This is a genomic window from Paraglaciecola sp. T6c (assembly GCF_000014225.1).
Classification (GTDB): Bacteria; Pseudomonadota; Gammaproteobacteria; order Enterobacterales; family Alteromonadaceae; genus Paraglaciecola; species Paraglaciecola atlantica_A.
This window is the reverse complement of the sequence record NC_008228.1, coordinates 2,466,468-2,483,655: the sequence shown is the minus strand read 5'-3', so window position 1 is coordinate 2,483,655 and position 17,188 is coordinate 2,466,468. Positions and strand designations below refer to the sequence as shown.

At 43.4% G+C, this 17,188-nt stretch carries 14 protein-coding genes and 1 pseudogene; 4 read left to right on the top strand and 11 right to left on the bottom strand.

Features of this window, described 5'->3' with window-relative positions; translation table 11 throughout:
* Nucleotides 1-18: 18 nt before the first annotated feature.
* From PATL_RS10405 to PATL_RS10390, 4 genes are all read right to left on the bottom strand, one after another.
* Nucleotides 19-1,686: a dihydrolipoyllysine-residue acetyltransferase gene (locus PATL_RS10405; RefSeq protein WP_011574847.1), complete on the bottom strand. Its 1,668-nt coding sequence runs from the start codon at nucleotides 1,684-1,686 to the stop codon at nucleotides 19-21.
* A 23-nt stretch (nucleotides 1,687-1,709) separates the two neighbouring features.
* Entirely contained in the window at nucleotides 1,710-2,687 is a 978-nt protein-coding gene (locus tag PATL_RS10400; RefSeq protein ID WP_011574846.1) for an alpha-ketoacid dehydrogenase subunit beta, read from the bottom strand.
* Entirely contained in the window at nucleotides 2,680-3,873 is a 1,194-nt protein-coding gene (locus PATL_RS10395) for a thiamine pyrophosphate-dependent dehydrogenase E1 component subunit alpha (RefSeq protein WP_198136286.1), read from the bottom strand. The genes PATL_RS10400 and PATL_RS10395 overlap by 8 nt, the downstream gene beginning before the upstream one ends.
* 463 nt (nucleotides 3,874-4,336) lie before the next feature.
* Nucleotides 4,337-5,131 (bottom strand): DUF2189 domain-containing protein, encoded by a 795-nt coding sequence (locus tag PATL_RS10390; RefSeq protein WP_011574844.1) that lies wholly within the window; start codon nucleotides 5,129-5,131, stop codon nucleotides 4,337-4,339.
* Nucleotides 5,132-5,456: 325 nt separating this feature from the next.
* On the opposite strand from PATL_RS10390, the gene PATL_RS10385 reads away from it, so the two are divergent.
* The 3 genes and pseudogenes from PATL_RS10385 (at nucleotide 5,457) to yfbR (PATL_RS10375) (ending at nucleotide 7,605) form a co-directional block, all read left to right on the top strand.
* Entirely contained in the window at nucleotides 5,457-6,686 is a 1,230-nt protein-coding gene (locus PATL_RS10385; protein WP_011574843.1) for a pyridoxal phosphate-dependent aminotransferase, read from the top strand.
* Nucleotides 6,683-6,982 (top strand): annotated as a pseudogene (gene yfbR, locus PATL_RS10380) (5'-deoxynucleotidase); the annotation flags it as partial. The gene PATL_RS10385 and the pseudogene yfbR (PATL_RS10380), both read left to right, overlap by 4 nt.
* A gap of 29 nt (nucleotides 6,983-7,011) precedes the next feature.
* Complete coding sequence (gene yfbR, locus PATL_RS10375; RefSeq protein WP_011574841.1) at nucleotides 7,012-7,605, top strand: 5'-deoxynucleotidase; 594 nt, start codon at nucleotides 7,012-7,014, stop codon at nucleotides 7,603-7,605.
* A 532-nt stretch (nucleotides 7,606-8,137) separates the two neighbouring features.
* Here the strand turns inward: yfbR (PATL_RS10375) and PATL_RS10370 are convergent.
* The 7 genes from PATL_RS10370 to PATL_RS10340 all read right to left on the bottom strand — a co-directional run bounded on the left by PATL_RS10370 (nucleotide 8,138) and on the right by PATL_RS10340 (nucleotide 15,985).
* Nucleotides 8,138-11,251: an efflux RND transporter permease subunit gene (locus tag PATL_RS10370; protein ID WP_011574840.1), complete on the bottom strand. Its 3,114-nt coding sequence runs from the start codon at nucleotides 11,249-11,251 to the stop codon at nucleotides 8,138-8,140.
* A 53-nt stretch (nucleotides 11,252-11,304) separates the two neighbouring features.
* Nucleotides 11,305-12,243 (bottom strand): efflux RND transporter periplasmic adaptor subunit, encoded by a 939-nt coding sequence (locus PATL_RS10365; RefSeq protein WP_011574839.1) that lies wholly within the window; start codon nucleotides 12,241-12,243, stop codon nucleotides 11,305-11,307.
* Nucleotides 12,240-13,562 carry a TolC family protein gene (locus PATL_RS10360; RefSeq protein ID WP_232283315.1) on the bottom strand — a complete coding sequence of 441 codons (1,323 nt, stop codon included), beginning with the start codon at nucleotides 13,560-13,562 and terminating at the stop codon, nucleotides 12,240-12,242. Before PATL_RS10360 ends, PATL_RS10365 begins: the two co-directional genes overlap by 4 nt.
* A 71-nt stretch (nucleotides 13,563-13,633) precedes the next feature.
* A complete protein-coding gene (locus tag PATL_RS22455) occupies nucleotides 13,634-14,029 on the bottom strand; it encodes a hypothetical protein (protein WP_011574837.1) in 396 nt (131 codons plus the stop codon).
* Nucleotides 14,030-14,116: 87 nt separating this feature from the next.
* The gene (locus tag PATL_RS10350) at nucleotides 14,117-15,001 is read right to left on the bottom strand and encodes a cation diffusion facilitator family transporter (RefSeq protein ID WP_006992258.1); all 885 of its coding nucleotides are present in this window, start codon (nucleotides 14,999-15,001) and stop codon (nucleotides 14,117-14,119) included.
* Nucleotides 14,994-15,353 (bottom strand): DUF3703 domain-containing protein, encoded by a 360-nt coding sequence (locus tag PATL_RS10345; protein WP_011574836.1) that lies wholly within the window; start codon nucleotides 15,351-15,353, stop codon nucleotides 14,994-14,996. Before PATL_RS10345 ends, PATL_RS10350 begins: the two co-directional genes overlap by 8 nt.
* Nucleotides 15,350-15,985, bottom strand: coding sequence for a cation transporter (locus tag PATL_RS10340; RefSeq protein ID WP_011574835.1), 636 nt, complete (start codon nucleotides 15,983-15,985; stop codon nucleotides 15,350-15,352). Before PATL_RS10340 ends, PATL_RS10345 begins: the two co-directional genes overlap by 4 nt.
* A gap of 81 nt (nucleotides 15,986-16,066) precedes the next feature.
* Between PATL_RS10340 and PATL_RS10335 the strand changes: the two genes are divergently transcribed.
* Nucleotides 16,067-16,456, top strand: coding sequence for a Cd(II)/Pb(II)-responsive transcriptional regulator (locus PATL_RS10335; protein ID WP_011574834.1), 390 nt, complete (start codon nucleotides 16,067-16,069; stop codon nucleotides 16,454-16,456).
* Nucleotides 16,457-17,188: the final 732 nt, after the last annotated feature.

The window sequence follows — 17,188 nt, the reverse complement described above, 5'->3', positions numbered from 1 at the left end:
ACTTCGCTGATGTACACGCTAACGCAGTGTGCCTAGCATTTTTATTGGTTGTTCAATATACGACTTCCATAGGTTATTAAACCTGACCATAGTGGCGCCATCGATAATGCGATGATCACCTGACCAACTTACATGCATGATGTTCACAGCTCGCACCTGATCGTTTTCATCAAAGCGCGGCAAGCGCTGAATTTTCCCTAAGGCCACAATCGCGGCTTCAGGATGATTGATCACCGGGGTTGCGACGGTGCCACCCAGTACACCGATATTTGAAATACTAATAGTACCACCAGAGATATCAGCCGTTCTTAAACGCCCTTCTCTTGCCTGCTCAATCAACTCAGAAGCACGCTTGGCAATATCGAATATCGACATATCTTGCACGCCTTTGATGTTAGGTACCATCAAACCGAGTTTTCCGTCCACCGCAAACCCAATATTGTGCTCGTTGAAATAAGTTAGCTGTGTACAGTCATCGTTAACTTGACTGTTGATCACAGGATAGGCTTTCAATGCCAATGATAAGGCTTTGATGAAAAACGGCATAAAACTTAATTTTACACCCTGTTCACTAAAGTCATCTTTCAATTGACTGCGAAGGGCAATTAAAGCATCCATTTGGATCTCTTCACTGACCGTAAAATGCGGAATAGTCGACACACTGTGCTTCATCTGCCTAGCCATCGCGGCCTTTATCCCGCTAATACGCTCTACTCGCGTTCCACCTTGTACTTTACTCTGGATGACGCCTACAGAATCACTTTGCGTTTGCGCGCTAACAACACTAGCCTTCGATGGTTGCTTCGTTAAATCGCATTTCAAAATACGCCCTTTTTCTCCTGACCCTTGCACGTTAGATAAATCAATGTCTTGCTCTCGGGCCACACGACGAACCGCTGGGCTAGCCAGAACTTTGTGATTTACCTTTGACATCTTAGACGAAGTATCCTGCTTCGCTTGGACGCCAGCCAATGGGGTTGACGTCTGTGTTATCTCAGTTGTTGATGTCAATGGCGTAGCGCTTGCCAATGGCGGCAGCGCTTTGTCGTCAACTCCAGCCACACGCATGGTAAAAAGTGCTGAATGAACGTTAGCGATATCACCTCGCTGGTAACACAGGCTAACAATCGTACCACTGTGCTTAGCCGGAATTTCCACCAATGCCTTGTCGGTCATGACTTCCACCACGGGCTGATCTTCAATTACGTCTTCACCTTCGCTTACCAGCCACTTGACGAGTTCGCACTCTACAATTCCCTCCCCAATATCTGGCAAAATAAAAGTTTCTAAGGGACCATCTGGAGCTGCTTCAAACGCTGTCGCCTGGCCATTTTTGTTATTTTGTTGATTAACGTTACTGGTTTTTTTACTGGGGTCATTGTCGTTAGCATGATCAGTAGCGCATTTATCTGTAGTGTCGTGTAAATCGATGGATGGGCTACTTTCGTGCCCTTCAATATCCATGGCAAACAAAGGTTTGTGGACCTGGGCTATTTCACCGGCTTGATAGTAGAGTTTCTTTACCGTGCCACTGTACATAGCGGGAATTTGCACTGTGGCTTTGTCTGTCATGACCTCAGCGACGGGCTGATCTTCTACTATGCTATCGCCTTCACAGACGAGCCATTCTAACAATTCACACTCTACGATCCCTTCACCAATATCTGGCAAAATAAAGTCTTTCATTTCATTTTCCTCGATATGGTTGATTAAAAATTCACGCAGCGCTTAATGGCTTCGTAAGTTTTAAGACGATCCGGCATGTATTCTTTTTCATGTGCCAGCGGATATGGCGTGTCTAATCCGCACACTCGGGTTATCGGTGACTCTAAATACAAGAAGCAACGCTCTTGTACGGTAGCGGATATTTCACTGGCAAACCCGCCCGTTTGCGGTGCTTCATGGTTGATAAGTAATCGCCCGGTCTTTCTCACCGACTCGCTCACCGTTTGGGCATCCCAAGGCAAAATGCTGCGTAAATCGATAATTTCACACGAAATGCCATCGTTTTCGGCCATTTCAGCTGCTTTTTCGATGACCTCAACCTGAGCCCCCCAGGCCAGTAAGGTAATATGCTCACCTTTTCTAACCACCTCGGCTTTGCCTAAAGGTAGCTCATAATCGTCCTCAGGTACGTCACCTACAGACGCGCGGTATAAACGCTTAGGCTCCATGAACAAAACAGGGTTATCGTCACGAATAGACGCCAACAGCAAGCCTTTAGCTTGATATGGATTACGCGGGATAACGATTTTCATGCCGGGTATGTGAGCAAAAAAAGCTTCTGGAGATTGTGAGTGATATAAGCCACCAGCAATACCACCGCCATATGGAGTACGAATGGTCAGGGTGCCACAGGTGAACTGACCACCAGAGCGATAGCGAAATTTAGCAGTTTCATTCACAATTTGATCAAACGCAGGGAAGATATAATCACCGAATTGAATTTCAGCCACCGGCACAGAGCCTTGCGATGCCAGGCCATTAGCAAAGCCTATAATCCCCTGTTCAGTTAACGGTGTATTAAAACAGCGACCTTTACCAAATTGGTGCTGTAAATTACTGGTCGCTCTAAATACACCACCGAAGTGACCTACGTCCTCACCAAATACCATGACTTTCTCATCACCGGACATGGCCGTAATCAAGGCATTATTGATCGCCTGTAACATGTTCATTTTAGTCATGGCGGATCCTCCCAGCTGTTTTCGGATACGCTTCTGGGTACAAACTGATGTGTTGTTTCAATTGGCTCAATTGCTCCTTTAAATGCCAAGGGGGGGCGTCATACACATCGTTAATCAAATCATCAATGTCACAAATATCGACTTGCTCCGCTTTTTTCATTGCAGCGAGCACGTCTTGACGGGTTTGTTCAACAAATTGCTTGTGTTGCGCTTCGTCGATCCAATCTTTGCTTTTCATCCAGTTTTCGAAGCGTTGAACTGGGTCTTTCTCGCGCCATTTTTGTTCTTCTTCTTTTGAGCGATAACCCGTTGGATCGTCTGACGTAGAGTGCGCCGCCAATCTGTACGTCATGGCCTCAATTAATACTGGGCAATGCTCTTTAAGGGCTATTTCCCTGGCTTTTTGTGTTGCGAGGTATACGGCAAGTACATCATTACCATCGACTCGAATCGTTTTGATGCCATAACCTAATCCGCGAGATGCAATACCATCACCGCTGAACTGTTCATTGGCCGGTGTCGAAATCGCGTAGCCATTATTTCGGCAAAAGAAGATTACGGGGCAATTTAACACCGAAGCCATGTTCAGGCCGGCGTGAAAATCCCCTTCAGAAGCGGCGCCCTCGCCAAAATAACAAATGGTTAAGGCTTCATTTCCTGCCATTTTTTGGCCATAGGCATAACCTGCTGCTTGGGGAATTTGCGTACCTAATGGTGATGATATGGTCATAAAGTTAAGGGCTTTATCACCATAGTGAATCGGCATCTGGCGACCTTTGTTAGGGTCAAGTTTATTACTAAACATCTGATTCATGAATTGTTCAGTACGATAACCTCGATAGGCTAATGCGCCTTGCTCACGATATTGCGACATTATCATATCGCTATCACTCAGGGCTGCTGCACTCCCTATGGTAGATGCTTCTTCGCCGCTGCACGCTAGATAAAAACTGATACGACCTTGGCGCTGAGCCCCGACCATTCGCTCATCCAGAACGCGTATATAGTGCATAGTTCTGAAAATCTTTAACGCTGCCTCTTTATGAATTTCAGGCATGTCTGCGTCACTGTGCACACTGCCATCTGGCCGCAATATTTGCAGCATAGGGATATCAACCGTGCCTTTATCAATAACATTAACCTTGTGACTGATCCCCACATCCGAGAGATGATTTCTTTCGTCCACCATAAACCCTCTTATATAACCAACACCGCCAAAATTGATGATGTTTATAAATTGTTATTTGAGTGTTAATGCTAGTGCAATTGCTAGGATGATTCGTTTCCAAATTCCAAGGGAAATTAACAAAAGAAGGAATAAGCATTCTAATTAATACGCCGAAACATGATGTTTATCCGCTTTTTAAATAGCAACACTACTATGGCCGTCAAAGTTGATTGGCGGTTAAGAAATAAGACGTCGAGATGAATAAAGGTTCCAATACACAATTAGCCGCTCAGGGAAAATTATGTATTGGAATTGGCTCAAGGAAATAGAAGGCACACAAAAACGTGTAAGACGTAGATAAACATCCTATGCAAAGAGCGATGCCTCTTTCTACCCTTACTAAATAGATAGAGGCGACGCATTCTGCTAAAACTGGATTAGTCACCTTTTGCAGCTCTTATTGCATTTGCCTGTAAGCCATTTAGGCATAAAGGCGTTTGCGTTTAACTTCAATGCAGTCGATATAGCCGTGCCACGTGGCATAGCCAATCAAGGGCATAAGAATGATAAAACCAAAGAACTGTGTGGCGAAACCAATCAAAACGCTTACAAAAATAATACTGGCCCAAAATAACATGGGAATTTTATTGCTCCACACTGCGTTCATACTTGTTAGTACCGCAGTGGCCAAATCGACTTTGCGCTCCATTAAAATAGGCTGAGTAAAAGCGCTTAAAAAGAACACCAGCAAGGTAAAGCCCGCTCCGATCACTCCTCCTAATGCAAGAAATGGAAATAGATTCGCGTAGTTTTCATCCAAATAAGGCGGGTAAAGTGCATGGATCAACGATGCAACACGTAACCAGAAGATCATTAACACCATTAATAAAATGCCCAATCCCCATTCGTTCACGGCGTTGCGTTTAACTGCTTTAATACTGTGCCACAACGAAGGCTTATGCCCCTTCTCAAGCTCCCAGGAAATGTCATAAAGACCGGCGGCCAGAAAGGGACCAATCAACATAAAACACACGATTGCCGGCATAATCACTAAATGCCAACCCGTTAGTTTGACTAAATATGTGATAAACCATGGAATTGCGGCAAAGAAAACACCAAAAATTAACGTTAATATGGGTGCTCGCATGGCATCTTGAAATGCGAGCTTAAGCCACGTGATGGGATCAGATATCGACAATTGGCGGCATGGTATAACGCGGGCAATACGACTATCTGTAATCGCATTTTGCGGGGCGTCTTTAAAAGACTGTGACATAGTGAGGTACTCCAAACAAAATAAAGAAATTTATCGTCTGTTTTGTTTTACAGCTCTTTTAGACTAATCCTATATACGGGACTTGTCAGGTAAAAAGATCTAACTCATAACATTTGTCGATTAATTGCAACATATTGATTGTATATTGGTTGTGTTGTATCGCCTGTTACAGGTTTAGTCGCAAAATTAACCTCCTCTTCCATTAGCTTTAAAATTTCATGTATCTCCTATGACGAAATAAACGCACAGAACATACATTTATGCTTAACATCCCCTAGTGCGCTGTATTACTCTTGGAGCCACCTACCGTTAGCTAACGTAATTCATGCGCACTTTCAATAAATCTAAAAAGCTCGATAATGTTTGTTATGACATTCGTGGTCCCATTCTAGAGCAAGCACAAAAAATGGAAGACGAAGGTCACCGTATTTTGAAGTTAAATATTGGCAATCCGGCACCTTTTGGCTTTGAAGCTCCCGATGACATTTTAAAAGACGTTATCCATCATTTACCTAAATCCCAAGGTTACTCTGATTCAAAGGGGATTTACCCTGCTAGGGTTGCGGTGATGCAGTACTACCAGCAACAACGCATTAAAAACATCTCAGTTAACGATATCTACATTGGTAACGGTGTGAGCGAGCTTATTGTCATGGCGATGCAGGCGTTATTAGATAATGGCGACGAAGTACTTCTCCCTAGTCCTGACTATCCGTTGTGGACGGCATCGGTCAGCCTGTCATCAGGTAAGCCTGTTCACTATCGCTGTGACGAAAATGCTGATTGGCAGCCTGATATAGAAGATATCAAGAGTAAGATCACCGAGAACACCAAAGCGATTGTATTGATCAATCCCAATAACCCGACAGGGGCGGTTTACAGTAAAGCATTGCTTTTACAGGTGATCGAAGTGGCGCGTGAGCACGGCTTAATGGTCTTCAGTGATGAAATTTACGACAAAATTTTGTACGACCAAGCTAAGCACCAGTGTATAGCTGCGCTGGCAGACGATATTTTCTTTATCACCTTAGGTGGCCTGTCCAAAAACTACAGAGTAGCCGGTTTTCGCGCTGGTTGGTTAGTAGTAAGCGGGCATAAAGCGTTAGCCAGCAATTATATTGATGGCTTAAATATGTTGTCTTCAATGCGCATGTGCGCCAATGTTCCAAGTCAACATGCGATACAAACGGCACTGGGTGGGTATCAAAGCATCAATGATTTAATTGTTGATGGCGGGCGCTTAAAGCAGCAGCGAGACCTTGCTACTTCGATGCTTAACCAAGTAGACGGCCTCGAATGCGTGGCACCTATGGGGGCTATGTACTGCTTTGTTAAGGTGGATGCTCAGAAGTTTAATATCACCAGTGATGAACAAATGATCATGGACTTACTGCGCAGCGAAAAAGTACTGCTTGTGCACGGCAACGCCTTTAATTTGACCCATGGCTGTTATTTCCGTTTAGTCTTCTTACCCCACGTTGATGTGCTGCGCCCTGCCATAGAGCGTATCGCCAATTTCTTTAAACACTATCGTCAGGCAGACCCGTTATTATGAGTACCCCACAAAAAAGCCATTTTTTCGCCCATTTAGCCCGCATGAAACTCATTAACCGCTGGCCGTTGATGCGTAACGTACGTACTGAAAATGTGCAAGAACACAGTTTACAAGTGGCCATGGTGGCGCATTCGTTAGCGTTAATCCGCAACAAGTATTTTAATGGCAGTGTTAACCCATACAAAATTGCCACTCAAGCAATGTTTCACGATGTATCGGAGGTTCTTACGGGCGATTATTTCGAATTCTTAAAAAGTGTAAACTTTGAGGTTATTTCGAATTTTTACACTCGTTTACACTCTCCCTCAAAGTTAGCAGGTTAATTATGGATCAAAGTAAATTTATGGCATGGATAACGCGAATGCCATTGTTAGAACGTTGGGCGTTAATGCACTGCTTTCAATCAGAAAATGTTTCTGAACATTGTCATCAAGTAGCGGTTATTGCTCATTTATTGACTGTCATCAAGAATAAACGTTTTGGTGGTAATTTGAACCCAGACAAAGCGGCTACTTTAGCTTTATACCACGAGGTATCGGAAACAAAGCTACAGGACATGAACTCTAATACAAAATACCATAATCCAGAATTTACGAAAGCATATAAGAAACTTGAAGAATTAGCAGAAAAGGAATGTTTAGCCTCACTCCCAGAAGATTTACAAAGTGAAATGGAGCCTTTAATTGTTCAATCAAAAGTAGATCCTGAATACAAAAGTATAGTTAAAGCAGCAGATATCATCCAAGCTTATGTGAAAACTCAAAATGAACTCCGTTTCAATAATGACGAATTCCAGCACGTAAAAGTTAAATTGGATAAGAAGCTTTTAGAACTTCAAGAAGACATGCCCGAAGTCAAATGTTTCATTGAAATATTTTTGGATAGTTGCACTTTGACTTTAGATAAGCTTTCTACATAAAGTTATTAGCACTTTAAAATTTAATAGTCATTTTTAATAATTCATCAAAAGAATGAACATTAGGTGTTAACAACATTAAGTGCAGTAGTGTGATTACCGAGGGAGACTATCAGTCTGACTACCGAGCGGCTTTGTAGCAACGACCTTAGCAGTTGGAGTTTATTTTGAGAGTCTGACAGTCTCAAATGAGCGAAAAGCGGTCATTGGCGAAACTTCGATAGTAGTCCGCTCAAGACAAGCAGGAGACGGTCAGGCTTGTGGCAATGGATTTTTTCCATGTGCCAATTGCAGCCGTTGAGAAGAAGTTCTCTGGAAGGCAGATGTGGACCTAAGCGGACAGGCGAGCGTTAAACCTGCCGAAGATGTTTTGTCATTCGCTGATCTTTATTCGACCTTGATTGAATTAGTGGCAATTGTAGCAGCCCGAACAATCAGTTCCTTAATGGTGAATACACTATCCAGTAATCATTTTCAATTATTTTGAATTTCCAGACGAAGAGCACCGTATCTTCTTAAATACGGTGCTTAACAATCACACTTTGTGTGATTTCGAATGCATTACCCGATACAAAATAGGCAAAACGACCAATGTTAGAATGGTCGATGAGATGATCCCGCCAATCACTACCGTTGCCAACGGTCTTTGCACTTCAGCTCCCGTTCCGACATTAAGTGCCATGGGAATAAAGCCTAAACTTGCTACCAGTGCCGTCATCAAAACCGGACGCAATCTTGTGGTAGCACCGTCAACGATTGAGTTAATTAAGTCACCTGTTTCTAGTACTCGCTGCTTAATAAATGACAACATCACTAAGCCGTTTAGTACCGCAATACCAGAAAGCGCAATAAACCCGACTCCGGCAGATATAGACAGTGGCATGTCACGCATCCAGAGCGCGAAAACACCTCCCGTTAAGGCTAAAGGCACGCCAGTGAATATTATCAAAGCATCACGAAATGAGCCAAACACGACTACCAGTAACACCAGTATCAGAATAAGCGTGGCAGGCACTACAATAGACAGCCGCTGACTAGCGCTTTCAAGCTGCTCAAACGTGCCGCCATAATCCAGCCAGTAGCCTGCGGGCAGTGCAACCTGTTCGGTTATTTTGATTTTTGCTTCGTCAACAAAACTCCCTAAGTCGCGTTCTCTGACATTGGCGGTAACCACGACTCTGCGCTTACCGTTTTCTCGACTGATTTGATTGGGAACAGACGAGTAACTCAGTGTAGCGACTTCTGATAACGGTACAAATTCCCCATCGGATGTAATAATAGGAGTGCTGCCAATGGCATCTAAATCGGTGCGAATACCTTCATCAAATCGCACAAGCAACTCGAATCGTCTATCTCCTTCAAAAATTAAGCCAGCGGTATTACCCCCGATGGCCGACGCCAACCACTCCTGCAAGTCGGCGACGTCCAACCCATAACGTGCCAAATCGACTGGCTTAGGATTGATAGTGAAGATAGGGATATCATCGACCTGCTCAAGTCGTGCATCCGCCACGCCGTCTATTGATTGCAAAACCGTTAAGATGTCGTTTGCAGAGGCAACAAGCGTGGTTAAATCATCTCCAAAGACTTTAATGCCAAGATCAGCTCTCACCCCACTGATCAATTCGTTAAAACGCATTTGGATCGGTTGAGTGAACTCATAGTTGTTGCCAGTTACCGCTTGCAGATCCTGCTCAAGGGTTTCAACAAAATCCGCTTTTGACAATGTTTGATCTGGCCACTGCGCACGTGGCTTAAGCATCACAAAAGTATCGGTCACATTGGGAGGCATTGCATCAGTAGCAACTTCCGCGGTGCCGGTTTTAGCAAATACGGTCAACACTTGTTCATATTCCATCAAGGTAGATTCAAGCGTCTTTTGCAGGGCGACGGCTTGTTCAATACCTGTGCCCGGTATTCGCATGGCGTGCAGTGCGATGTCTCCTTCGTCAAGTTGGGGAACAAACTCAGAGCCTAATCGCGTTGCCAACCATAAGCTGCCTACTACTAGCACTACTGAGCCGACAAGCACTATCCAGCGTAATTTCAGTGCAAGGTGAATGATGGGGCGATAGGCGAATTTGGCTGCAACAATAATGAAGCTTTCTTTTTCACTGACTTTTCCGCCCATAAACATCGCAACTGCCGCTGGTACAATGGTAATGGAGAACAGCATCGCTGCTATCAGCGCCATGATGACAGTTGCCGCCATTGGCTGAAACATCTTGCCCTCAACGCCTGTCAATGAGAACAGCGGGATATACACCACAGTAATAATCAATACACCGAACAAGCTAGGACGAATGACTTCGTTGGTCGCTTGAAAAACCAGTTCTAGCCGCTCTTTTAGTGGCAAGACTCCACCTGTGCGCTTCTGAGACTCGGATAACCGCCTGATACAGTTCTCTACGATGATCACCGCACCATCGACAATTAATCCAAAGTCCAAAGCCCCAAGGCTCATCAGATTGGCAGACACACCGGTATTAACCATCCCTGTGATGGTCGCCAACATCGCTAGCGGAATAACTGCCGCAGTGATGAGCGCGGCGCGAATATTGCCAAGCAATATGAACAATATCACTATGACTAATAACGCCCCTTCTACTAAATTCTTCTGAACCGTGTCGATAGCTTTATCGACTAGTAGGGTGCGGTCGTAGACTGGCTCAATGACAATACCATCAGGTAAGCTGGATTGAATGCCCTTCACCTTTTTGGCAACGGATTGGGCAACGGCTCGTGAGTTTTCGCCGACTAGCATCATTGCTGTACCTAAAACGGTCTCTACACCCTCCTGCGTTGCCGCACCCGTTCTCAGCTCCTTACCAATAGCTACACTGCCAATGTCTTTCACCGCAACGGGGACAGTATTAATGCGTTTAATCACCACACTTTCTATATCGTTAAGTGTCTGGAGTTGACCTTGTGAGCGCACTAGAATTTGTTGCCCATTTCGCTCAACAAACCCCGCTCCCTGATTCGCGTTATTGCGTGTCAGTGCGCTATGGACGTCACTCAAACTGACATCGAAATTAAGCATTTTTTGTGGATCAGGATTGACGTGGTATTGCTTCACATAACCACCAATGGCGTTGACTTCTGTGATCCCTTTAACGAGTGCAAGCTGAGGTTTTACTATCCAGTCATGAATTTCCCTAAGAGCCATTGCGTCATATGGCTCACCATTTTTTTGCACGGCACTTTGATCAGCTCGCAAGGTATACATATAGATTTCTCCCAATCCCGTAGCGATAGGACCCATTTCTGGCTCTAAACCTTCAGGTAGCTGACTTTTGATTGCTCCCAGTCGCGTATTGATGAGATTGCGCGCAAAATATAGATCAGTGCCTTCATCAAATACCGCTGTTACCTGAGATAGCCCGTAGCGGGATAAAGAGCGGGTGTAGGATAGTTCAGGCAATCCCGCCAATGCTGTTTCTACTACAAACGTGATCCGTTGCTCGGTTTCCAAGGGCGAATAACCCGGTGCTTGTGTATTGATTTGCACTTGCACGTTGGTGATATCAGGTACCGCATCAATAGGTAATTTTTGGTAACTGAATAGCCCCATTCCCAGCACAAGAAAAATCAGCATCAACATTAAACCTCGACGCTCAATAGACAAACGCAGTATTGACTCAATCATGTGTTTGCCTCCCAATATTTAGGGCGATAGACCAGACAGATAGTCTTGCGTGATTAATGATCATGACCAGCCTCCGACTTTTCTAAATCGGCTTTAAATAGATAACTATTCTGGCTGACAATGACATCTGCAATATGCAGGCCTGATAACACTTCGATATTGTTACTATCTTGTTGACCAAGCATAACGGGAACGGGATGGTATTCCTCACCTTCTTTAACAAATACTACAGATGTCCCTTCAAATTCTTGAATAGCAGCCTTAGGTACCATCATGGCCACATCTAAAGTATTTGTAACGACCAGACCTTTGATAGCCGCACCAACAGGCCACCTACCTGACGTGTTGGCAATTTTTGCGTAAGCCAAGACGTAAGGCTTTTCATCGGGTGATGGTAAAATATGCTGAATAGTTGTGTTTAACTTTGCCTCTGACAAACTAAGCTGAACGCTTTGTTGGTCAGCTATCTCTGAGAGTTGTTGTGGGAAAATCTTAAGCTGCGCCCACACATCCTCGTAGTTGGCAATTGAAAATAACACTTGTCCATTAGATAACTCCCCCTCATTCGCATGCCTAGCAATCACGCTACCTGAAAACGGAGCTGTAACGGGGTAGCTTTTCAAGCTTTCGTTGGATTCAACGATTGCCAGTGTCTGGCCTTTTTCAACTTTGTTACCTAAATTTACGTTAACCTTAGTCACCATGCCGTCGAACCGAGCACGGATATGACTCAGTGAAGCCGGGTCGGTCACCACATTTCCGTAAACGGTTGTGGTGATATTGAGTTGTCCCGCGATGACACTGTGAGTCATTACTCCCATTTTTTTCGCCATACTGTCAGAGATGAGTACAAATTCAGCACCATGGTAATCTTCCCCCCCATGTTCGCCTTCTGATGCGTATATTGGACGACTTATAAGCAATATGAACACACTGCATGTTATGAAAGTTCGCAGGGTGTTTTGTGTCTTGATTAATGTTTTGTTATTCATTGATTTTTACTCGAAGAAGATGTGACATTTGCATCAGCAAGCGGTTGCGCAGTGAGTGATTCAATATCCGCCCCCCGCTGATGTGCTTGTTTGGCAGACTGAATTAAGGCTTGCTTGGCATTAAGTAGTTCTTGACGGGTACTGACCCACTCAAAATAACTAAAACGCCCATTGATATAGGCTTGCTCTACCAATTCCAGCGCTTGAACTAACGGCGGGATAATCGAGTCTTGTAGTGTCTGTACATTGAGCAGCGCATTATTTCTCGCTACTAGCGCCATATTTAGTTGATGGTAAAGGTTTTGGGTTGCAGACTGTTTTTGTTGTTCCAATTGCCCTTGAACAGCCCGTTGCTTTTCATACTCACCAATATTTCGATTTCCCGCAAACAACGGCATGCTGACACCTGCTACGAAAGCGGTATCATCAATCCCATTAATACGTCTTATTCCTGCTGTCCAGCTTAAATCTGATTGATTAGCTGCTTGAGTAAGGCGGACTTGAGATGCCTGCAATCTCGATTCTTTCGTATAGACCTCAAGATTGGGACTGTCCAATAGTGTGTTGAAAAGCGAGGTTAATGAAGGAGATGATTGCAGTGTAAATAAGTCACCCTCAACACCAGTAAAAGTAGGATTTTTTTCCCCCCACATAATAGCCAGACTTTTTATCATAGCTTGCTTAGTCTGCTGTGCCGTCACCACATCCAGTCTAGCTCTTGCCAGTGCAGCTTCAGCACGTTGCTGTTCAAATACTGGAGATGCTCCCGCATCCACACGCTTTGTGACCGCTTGGTAGGTATATCGGGCAAGAGTTTCTGTCTCTTGTTGCGCGTCAATTAGCGCTTGTTGCGCTAAGACATCGATGTAGCGACGTGTCACTTCAGCTAAAACATCCAAGGTTTGCACTTGTTTTTGTGCTTCGACTAAGGTGGATTGCGCCTTAGTAAACTCCTTACGTGAGTTGAGTTTATTGCCCAATTCAATGACCGACGACAATGTGAGAGTCATCTCGGTGTCCTTAGTTCCTGAGACATCTCCTGTACCTAAGAAGTTTTCTAGTTCAATACCGGCTGTAACCTCAGGTTTGAGAGACGCCGTTTTAATTTCCCCCTCAACTGCTTGTTGCCTATATGTGAACTCATGCAATTCTGGCGAATTAGTTAATGTACGCTGTATGGCGCTTTGCAACGTCATTTCTCGATTGGTGGTACTGTTTGTTTGTGCTACTACCACGGTGTGTGTTGTCAAAAGGACAATCATCATGGAAACCACCCAAGCGTGCACACGCACAGGACTACTCAATGAAAATTTCATCATTGTTTTATTCCTAAATTATCAAAAATATATATCGCCAAGTTGTTGGCGAACGGTGTTTGATTAGTTCAGGGTTATGCTTTAGGTGGGCGTAACAATTGTGTGACGGGTCCTTCTATTATTTTCGTTAAGTAATAGAAACCGTGATGGGTGGTAACAGATTCGAGTTCGATGCCATTGCTGTTTCCAAGCCAGTGAGCATGGGTTCCGTGACAATGACCACAGTGGTGGCAATCAGCGGGATTATGAGAAATATCTACGGTGATTTTATCAGCATTGGATTGTTCGTTAGATTGCTGTTGAACAAGCGTTTTCGCAGAAACAGTGTTATCTCCCGCCTGATGTTCGTGTATTTCGCTTAGATGTTGCGAGTCGATAGAATGAAAATCCAAGGAATTGGCGACAGCCGAAAACGACTGAAACAAAATCAGCGAAATCAACAGGTAACTCGCCACCCTTACACTAAACATATCTATCTTCTCTCATCATGTTTATGTTAACAGCTTATCGAACTAAGACCAATCGACCAACCAAAACAAAGTATTTCAACCATTACATTATTTATCACGGCAATCTTCATTGGCAAATTCAATTTCAATGGTAGTGTGCACAAAGTCAAACTCACCAAGGTCGTGACGAAATTCGTCTTTGAGTGTTCTCAATTGAGAAATCGAAACATCTTGTTTCAACACCACATGTGCCGTCATGACGCTATGTTCACCGTCCAAAGACCAGATATGAAAATGATGTATATCCGCCACATCAGCGTTTGACATGAGCACTTTACGCACTTTTACCATCTGCGTCGTATCTGGCGTGCCTTGCAAAAATAACAATAAGGTTTCTTTTAGATTTCTGACGACATTGAATAAAATGAATAATGTAAAGCCAATAGATAAAATGGGATCCAAAATTGCCCATGGCTTGAACATCAGCACAATCGATACGATCAGTACTGCCACCCAACCCAATACATCTTCAAGTAAGTGCCAGTTTAAGATACGCTCGTTTAAGGAGTTCCCTTCGCTAAGTTTATACGCGGCAAAACCATTTACCGCGATACCAAATATCGAAAGCAATAGCATACCTTCCACTTGCGGCATTTCAGGTGCTGAAAGCCTAGGTATGGCCTCGAATAAAATCCATATTGAGCCTATAGTTAAAACAACTCCGTTGATCAAAGCGCCTAACAGCGAGAATCGTTTATAACCATATGAAAATGTGGTATTCGCGTCTTTATCGCTTAGCTTGTTCAAACCCCATGCAGTGCCAATAGATAAACTATCGCCCAAATCATGTACTGCGTCAGCCATTATGGCCGTGCTGTTTGTCAGCCATCCGCCTATAAATTCAATGATAGTGAATACGACATTCAAGAAAAATGCCCAGCCAATGCGTTTTGAAGCGCTGTTATTACTGTGACTGTGGTTATGATTATGCATGATTGATTTTTTCCAATATCGCTTGATTTTTAGTACTTACCGGTAGTCGTTTGAATGGACTGATATTAGTGCCACCTGTGTTCCCTTTGGGTACAAGGCCGATAGCGGTTTTGGTTGCAGCACCAATTATTCTTATAACTTGTCCAAAAACGGCTCTCCAATCTTTGTTTAGAAAACCATGTCGCAGCATTTTATAATGGATTAAACAATGATAATAAGTAGAGTGCTGACCAATTACATGCGCATCCTCCAGCGCTGCAAATGCCTGCCTCTCATTATTGTTAGACATTGCATCTAAGTAATCGGTTAATTTGGAATCAATATGCGGCTTAACGGCTTTATTGTATGTCATAGTGGATCACCCGCTTTACCTTTCTGTACTTCGTTATTAAGTGCTTCCTGCTTGGCGTCTTTCAGGATCATCCACGCTCCGCGTAGCACGACTATTGACACTATACAGCCGATAACCAGATCCGGTACTCTGCTATCAAGCCATACCACTAGAACACCGGCGATGATGACACCCATGTTGGCAATGACATCGTTAGCTGAAAAAATCCAGCTGGCTCGCATATGTACTTCGTCGTTTTTATGATTACGAATAATCACCAAGCAAGCGACGTTTGCAATGAGTGCAATGAACCCCATTCCTATCATTAATAATGAGATAGGCTCACTGCCCAAGAATAATCTTCTGGTAATATCAATGAGAATGATCACGCCCAGCAACAGCTGAAAGTAACCACTGATTTGCGCAGCTTTGGCTTTGTAAAGTATAGATTGACCCACAGCATAAATACCTATGCCGTACACAATTGCATCTGCCAGCATGTCCAGCGAGTCTGCTATCAAAGCGGTGGAATCAGCCAAAATACCTATAGTTATCTCAATAAGAAACATCGTCGCATTGATGCCTAGGAGCCAATACAAAATGCGCTTTTGTGACGAATTCTTGATTTCTACTTCGCAACCGCAACCACTCATTGTTTAACTCTTATTCCAAATACCGTAGCCACAGTGTAAAGTCTATACTAAGTATAGAGTCAACAGCACAAAGGCATGTTTATGAAAATAGGTGAACTATCAAAAAAGAGTGGGTGTACTATCCAGACGATCCGCTTTTATGAAAAACAGGATTTGTTGGAAGCTTGCAATCGCAGTGACGGCAACTACAGAATTTACGACGCCTCATCGTTAAGGACATTGCAATTCATTAAACAGTGCCGTTCCTTAGGATTGACTATAATTGAAATTAAGCAGTTATTGGATACAAAAAATAATCCCGATAAAAGTTGTTCTAGTGTGAACAATTTGATCCACCAACATATGATTGACGTCACTCATCGCATTGCAGAGCTTGAGGAGCTAAAACTTACACTATCTGAGATGGCTTCGGCATGCACCGATAATAGAAAAGTTAAAGAATGTGGGGTATTGCAGTTACTTGAAGAGTGACACTTACATCAACAAGTCTTGTAGTTTTACGTTTGTCTATTTTCGTAACACAGCCGATCGTCATAAATGACAAATTGATGACCCTCAATTCGCTCGCAGCTGACAATAGACAATGAAAAGATGCATCCGCTACTTCGGACATAGTGGCCAGACGACCCAGATCGTTTGAATGTCCGTTGATCGCTCAAAACTACCGTAGATTTGTTGTAGTATTTATGTCCGCTTTACGTACACAGCAGTCATTTAAATTTACTAAACTGAACGACCGCTATTGGCACAAATGCGACTGTCAGATTTGACTAAATCCTATTAATCTAACCTGACCTTCTATAATGTGTTTTGATTAATTAGACCATTACTGTTTGGGCTTTTTGCCATGTTTAAAACACTATCAATTAAAACGCATCTAGTAACAATTAGCTAGCCTCTCTATCTCTGGGTAAAATTCTTTCATTAAACCGTCCGTTCATTCAGCAACAAAATTATCATAATAAAAACACAACACATTGTTTTATATACTACATTATTACCAAAAAAATTAATTATAAGAACTATAGCGCAATCAATAAAAAAACAACCAACCACTTATAGAAATAGTAAAAAAATTGAACCGGAAACCCCCTCTTTAACCCCAATAAAGCCATTATAATGAAAAACGCAACACTTTGTTTTATATACTATATTGTTAGCAAAACCACTATTAACAAACAACTCAAACACAATTTACCAAAA

What these genes read in the sequence shown, in the direction of transcription:
- PATL_RS10370 (WP_011574840.1), bottom strand. Translation starts at nt 11,251, where the DNA reads ATGATTGAGTCAATACTGCGTTTGTCTATTGAGCGTCGAGGTTTAATG.
- PATL_RS10365 (WP_011574839.1), bottom strand. Translation starts at nt 12,243, where the DNA reads ATGAATAACAAAACATTAATCAAGACACAAAACACCCTGCGAACTTTC.
- PATL_RS10350 (WP_006992258.1), bottom strand. Translation starts at nt 15,001, where the DNA reads ATGCATAATCATAACCACAGTCACAGTAATAACAGCGCTTCAAAACGC.
- PATL_RS10345 (WP_011574836.1), bottom strand. Translation starts at nt 15,353, where the DNA reads ATGACATACAATAAAGCCGTTAAGCCGCATATTGATTCCAAATTAACC.
- PATL_RS22455 (WP_011574837.1), bottom strand. Translation starts at nt 14,029, where the DNA reads ATGTTTAGTGTAAGGGTGGCGAGTTACCTGTTGATTTCGCTGATTTTG.
- PATL_RS10385 (WP_011574843.1), top strand. Translation starts at nt 5,457, where the DNA reads ATGCGCACTTTCAATAAATCTAAAAAGCTCGATAATGTTTGTTATGAC.
- PATL_RS10400 (WP_011574846.1), bottom strand. Translation starts at nt 2,687, where the DNA reads ATGACTAAAATGAACATGTTACAGGCGATCAATAATGCCTTGATTACG.
- PATL_RS10360 (WP_232283315.1), bottom strand. Translation starts at nt 13,562, where the DNA reads ATGATGAAATTTTCATTGAGTAGTCCTGTGCGTGTGCACGCTTGGGTG.
- PATL_RS10390 (WP_011574844.1), bottom strand. Translation starts at nt 5,131, where the DNA reads ATGTCACAGTCTTTTAAAGACGCCCCGCAAAATGCGATTACAGATAGT.
- PATL_RS10335 (WP_011574834.1), top strand. Translation starts at nt 16,067, where the DNA reads ATGAAAATAGGTGAACTATCAAAAAAGAGTGGGTGTACTATCCAGACG.
- yfbR (WP_011574841.1), top strand. Translation starts at nt 7,012, where the DNA reads ATGGATCAAAGTAAATTTATGGCATGGATAACGCGAATGCCATTGTTA.
- PATL_RS10340 (WP_011574835.1), bottom strand. Translation starts at nt 15,985, where the DNA reads ATGAGTGGTTGCGGTTGCGAAGTAGAAATCAAGAATTCGTCACAAAAG.
- PATL_RS10405 (WP_011574847.1), bottom strand. Translation starts at nt 1,686, where the DNA reads ATGAAAGACTTTATTTTGCCAGATATTGGTGAAGGGATCGTAGAGTGT.